This window comes from Polaromonas sp. P1_G2 (genome assembly GCF_056405515.1).
Genome location: NZ_JBFUBY010000303.1, coordinates 1 through 4,617 on the forward strand (window position 1 = coordinate 1; position 4,617 = coordinate 4,617).

Annotated in this window: 5 protein-coding genes; 3 read left to right on the forward strand and 2 right to left on the reverse strand. The window is 63.4% G+C overall.

The genetic code is table 11. The features are described 5' to 3' along the window. Window positions 1-104 precede the first annotated feature (104 nt). The 3 genes from AC1D0P_RS22060 to AC1D0P_RS22070 all read left to right on the forward strand — a co-directional run bounded on the left by AC1D0P_RS22060 (window position 105) and on the right by AC1D0P_RS22070 (window position 1,955). The gene (locus tag AC1D0P_RS22060) at window positions 105-719 is read left to right on the forward strand and encodes a calcium-binding protein (protein WP_477678701.1); all 615 of its coding nucleotides are present in this window, start codon (window positions 105-107) and stop codon (window positions 717-719) included. A gap of 102 nt (window positions 720-821) precedes the next feature. Next, window positions 822-1,337, forward strand: a complete 516-nt coding sequence (locus AC1D0P_RS22065; protein ID WP_477678702.1) for a hypothetical protein — start codon at window positions 822-824, stop codon at window positions 1,335-1,337. A gap of 123 nt (window positions 1,338-1,460) precedes the next feature. Further along, window positions 1,461-1,955 carry a hypothetical protein gene (locus AC1D0P_RS22070; RefSeq protein WP_477678703.1) on the forward strand — a complete coding sequence of 165 codons (495 nt, stop codon included), beginning with the start codon at window positions 1,461-1,463 and terminating at the stop codon, window positions 1,953-1,955. Here AC1D0P_RS22070 and flgL read toward each other — a convergent pair. Beyond that, window positions 1,942-3,159, reverse strand: coding sequence for a flagellar hook-associated protein FlgL (gene flgL, locus AC1D0P_RS22075; protein ID WP_477678704.1), 1,218 nt, complete (start codon window positions 3,157-3,159; stop codon window positions 1,942-1,944). The genes AC1D0P_RS22070 and flgL overlap by 14 nt on opposite strands. Before the next feature lie 64 nt (window positions 3,160-3,223). Next, on the reverse strand, window positions 3,224-4,617 hold a 1,394-nt coding region (locus tag AC1D0P_RS22080; RefSeq protein WP_477678705.1), incomplete at its 5' end, for a FlgK family flagellar hook-associated protein.

The window sequence follows — 4,617 nt, forward strand, 5'->3', positions numbered from 1 at the left end:
CCTTTTTCAATTCCTTGAAGGCGAACACTGCGGTGGTGTTGGACACCAGCCAGCGCACGGATGCTTCCGTCGCCCCGGCGATCTTCAGCGAAGGAGCCGATGTCATGGCCGGCGGCCTGGGTAACGACATTTTTATGGTCGACGACGCGGGTGATGTGGTGACCGAATTGGCTGGCGAAGGCACGGACACCGTGCAGAGCTATCTGGCCAGCTACACCTTGACGGCCAATGTCGAAAGCCTAATCTTGCTGGGCAGTCTGAGCGCCGGCGGTACGGGCAACGTCCAGGCCAATGTGCTGGCCGGCAATGCCGGCAACAACACTCTGGCGGGTGGCGCGGGTGGCGATACTTATCAAGCCTACCGCGGCATGGGGCAGGACCGCATTGCGGAAAACGATGCCACGCAAGGCAACACAGACATACTGTCCTTTGGCGCCGGCATCACCAACAACCAGTTGTGGTTCCGTCACACGGGCAATGATCTGGAAGTCAGCATCATGGGTACGGCCGACAAGGCCACAGTGCAGAGCTGGTACCTGGGCAGTCAATACCGTGTCGAGCAGATCAAGGTCAGCGACGGAAAAGTGCTGCTGGACACCCAGGTCGAAGCCCTGGTGCAGGCCATGGCCTCATTTGCACCGCCTGCGATGGGCCAGACGAGTTTGACGGCAACGCAACAAACGCTGCTTGCGCCTACGCTGGCAGCCAACTGGCACTAACCTTTGCATTGGCCGGGCAAGGTTACCCGGCCGCCCTCCCTACAGATTCAGATACGGGATACTCGTCTTCATGAGTCCACAGACGTGAAAGGACCAAGCGCCATGCCGACGCTCTCATACAGTCTCCAGCAATCATTCAAGCCGCTGGCCTTCATGTGCCTGGCCTTGTTGCTGACCCCCAACATCGTGACGGTCGCATGCCTGCATCTGCTTTCTCGATTCGACCTCACGGTGACCTTGACGCGTTTTCTTGACTTCGGTACATCGCCCGAGATGATGGTTGCGGGCTTGCTGGCCGTAACGATAGGCATGGCGGTCTGTCTGGTCATCGCCGCACTGAGCGGGAAAAGGCCAACGCTGGCCGACATGATCGCCATTGGGCTCTCCCAGGCGTTCGCATTTTTCCTGGCGACTGCTGCCTTGCTTCACAACCCGCAAGAGGAATTTTGCAAAGCCGACCCCGTCGGCTCGGCACTTGCGAAGGCTTTTGAGCTTGAAAGCTGCAGCCTGACCACGGGTTTCTGGATGCAGGCCGGTGTCGGCGGTCTGGTGGCGGTGGCTCTTTTTGTGCTGGTTCTGCGAATAGGCCGTGYGGCTATCAAGGCCGTTTCCAATTGACCTGGAAGCGCGCCATGGGTGAAACTCCTGTGGGCAGAGCCRGGCGGCAAGGAATGATGCCCCATTGAGCTTGAAATGCGATAGCTTTTCGGGATGGCGTGAAGACCAAAAAGAGGGGGCAGCATGAAGTTTGAAGTTCTTCGAAGCCGGATTTCCTCCGTCAACATTGCCCTTGCACTCCTGCTGTTTGCGCATGCCGCATCATCAATCGCGAAGCCCAACGAGAAGGCCGCGGGCAGTCCGGCGGCTGAGGCCTCTGCCAAGCCCGTTTGCATCTTCTCCGAAGCCGCCCAACAAAAAGCGCGAAAGCTTGTGGAGCGCACCGACGCGTTCAAAACCGTTCAACGCGAAGCAAAGCAGGCGACGCCAGAGGGTTACGTCGCCTACATAAACGACCCCGGCATCGATCAACCGGCGTTATGGAAAGGCAGATGCCACCAGAGCGTGACGGTCTATGTCGACAGGCTGAACCGTTTTGAACGCCGATTCACCATGTTGGTAGACCTTGGAACAGGCAAGCTGTTTCTGGAAGATATCAACGGCGAGTACCAGGCACTGAGGAAGTCCGCGCCCAAACGGGCCAAACCGGCCGCCCACACTACACCTACAGGTAGTTAAACAACGCAATCTGCTGAATCCGCACAAAGGTCTGCTGGCTGGCCTGCAGCGCGGTCTGGCGCTGGTAGAACTCGGCGATGGCGCTGGCATAGTCCARGTCCTGCAGGTCTGAGAGGTAGCTTTTGTCGTAGAGGGCGCGGCTGTCGCCGGTGTCGCCCAGGGCGTCGAGTTCCTGCAGGCGGGTGCCGACCGAGGCGCGTACCGTGATCACGTTGTCGTGGGCGTTGGTGATTTTCCGGTTGGCGGTGCTCAGGGCGTTGAGCAGTTTGGACTGCGCGCCTGGGCCGGCGCCGTCGACCGGGGAGCGTAAAGCGGTGATCGCGGCGCTGATGGTGGCGAAGACGTCGGTGCCGGCGTTTTTCGCGGCGGAGGCATGGAAGCTGTCGCCGGCCGCGGGGGCGCCGGTGATGCTGAGCTGCAGGCCGCCGAACTGGATGGGGCTGCCCGCGGTGAAAGCGGTCGAAGGCACGATGGACACCGGCGGCACGGTGTTGGTGTCGACCTGGTAGGTGGTCGGCGTGGTGAAGGTGATCACAAAGTCCTTGCCGTAGTTCGCATCGGCAATATCGACCACCGAGGTCGCGCCGAACACGCCGCTGCCGGTGTTGCCGGCCTGCGCAACGCTGACGTACCCCGCCCCGCCCTGCACGCTCTGGAAGATGCTGCGGCCGTCGTCGCTGCCGGGCATCTGGCGCGACACGTCGACCTGCATCAGGCGCTGGCCCTGGTCGCCGGCGTAGAGGATGCTGCCGTCGGGCTGCTTCACGAAGGGCGGGCTGCCGCTCTTGAAGCCGGCAAACAGGAACTGGCCGTTGCCGTCGTCGGTATTGGCCAGGCCCTGCAACTGGTCGAAAGCGCTTTGCAGCGTGGTGGCCAGGGTGCCGCGGTCAGCGTCGGTCATGGTGCCGTTGCCGGCCTCGACCAGCAGGCTTTTGATGTTCTGCAGCACGGTGGTCACGCTTTGCAAGGAATTCTCTTCCAGCGAGAGCATCTGCTCGGCCTGCTTGCGGCTGGTGGCGTACTGGGAGTTCAGCGCGATGGACTGCGAGACCGCCAGCGCGCGCGTGGCGCCCAGCGGGTCATCCGAGGGCGCGAGGATTTTGGTCATGGCGCCGATCTGCTGCTGCACGCGCAGCAGGCTGCTTTGCTGCRAGCCCATGGCGGTCTGGCTTTGTTCGTAGAAAGACTGGGTGCTGATACGCATCATGAACTCCTGGTGGCGCTGGTGGGCTGCTTGTCTTGCTTGTGCTGTGCTCGTAAGTGAGCGCTTAGTGGCTGATGCCCAGCACGGCGTCAAACATCGTTGATGCTGTCTGTATGACCTTGGCATTGGCTTGGTACATCTGCTGGAACATCAGCAGGTTGGCAGTTTCCTCGTCCTGGTTGACGCCCGAGACCGACTGCTGGGCGCCGCGTATCTGCGTGGCCAGGCTGGTCTGCGCGGTGCCGGCGATCTGGATCTGCCTGGCCTTGTTGCCGACGCYGCTGACCAGCTGGGCATAGGAATCGTTGAAGCTGGCCGTGCCGTTGCCCATGGTCTTCTTGTTCTGCAACGCGCCCAGCAGCAGGGCATTGCCGCCGTCCGAGATGCCGCCGGTGTTCTTGTCCACCGTGAAGGTGTCGCCGTTGGAAGGCGTGCCGCTGATGGTCAGGCTGATGCCGTTGAAGCTGATGGTCGCGCCCGGCGTGTAGTTGACGGAGGCGCCGGGCACATAAGGGCTCGCCGGGTCGGGTGTGCCGTCGGCGCGCGTCACGGTGACGGTGGCGCCAGCCGGGAAACCCGACAGCTGGTTGGTGGTGCCGTCGTAAGTGAGCGTCACCTTCGCGGCCAGCGGCGTGCCGGGGTAGGCCGCGTCGACCTTGCCGGCGCTGATCTTGCCGCTGCCCTGGTTGGTCGCCGTGTTGCCGGTCACGATGGGCGAGGCTGCCGCGATTTTGGCCGGGTCGGTCACCAGCACGTTGAGGTCGCGCGCGCCGCTGCGTGTCGGCTGGATCAGGAAGGAGTCGCCGGGCGCGCCGGCGCCGCTGCCCAGCGTGAGCGTGACGCCGTCAAAGGTCGTGGTGTTGGCGGGCGCGGCGCCCGGGAAACCCGCGGTCATGGGGATGACCTGGTTGTCCGAAAGGCGGGTCAGCGTGTAGCTGGGGCCGGCGCCCACGTCGAGGCGGTAGTCGCTGGTGGTCAGCTGGTTGCTGTCCGAGAACGAAGGCGTCATCACCAGGTTGCCGGTGTTGCGGCTGTTCGCCACCAGGCTGGGGCTGGCCTGCGAGAAAAAGTTGCCGCCCAGCGCGCCGTTCAAATCGACGCCGAGCTTGTGCTGGGCGTTGAAGGCGTCCGRCAGCGCAATCGCCATGCGGCCCAGCGCGTTCTGCGCGGGCGCCAGGGTTTCGTTGCGGAACTGCAGCAGGCCCCCCAGCATGCCGGCGCTGCTGAGCATGCCGTCGGGCAGCTCCACGGCGCGGCCGGCCGCGTTCACCGCCGCGACGGCGATGCGGCTGGGGTCGGCGGCGGAGCGCACGGCCTCGAGTTTGGTGGCGCTGTCGCCCAGCACCAGGGTCTGGCCGTTGCCGATGGTGATGTTGTACTGGCCGCCGTCCTGCACCACCAGCTTGGTGCCGACCAGCAGGCCCAGCTGGTTGACCAGCAGGTCGCGCTGGTCCAGCA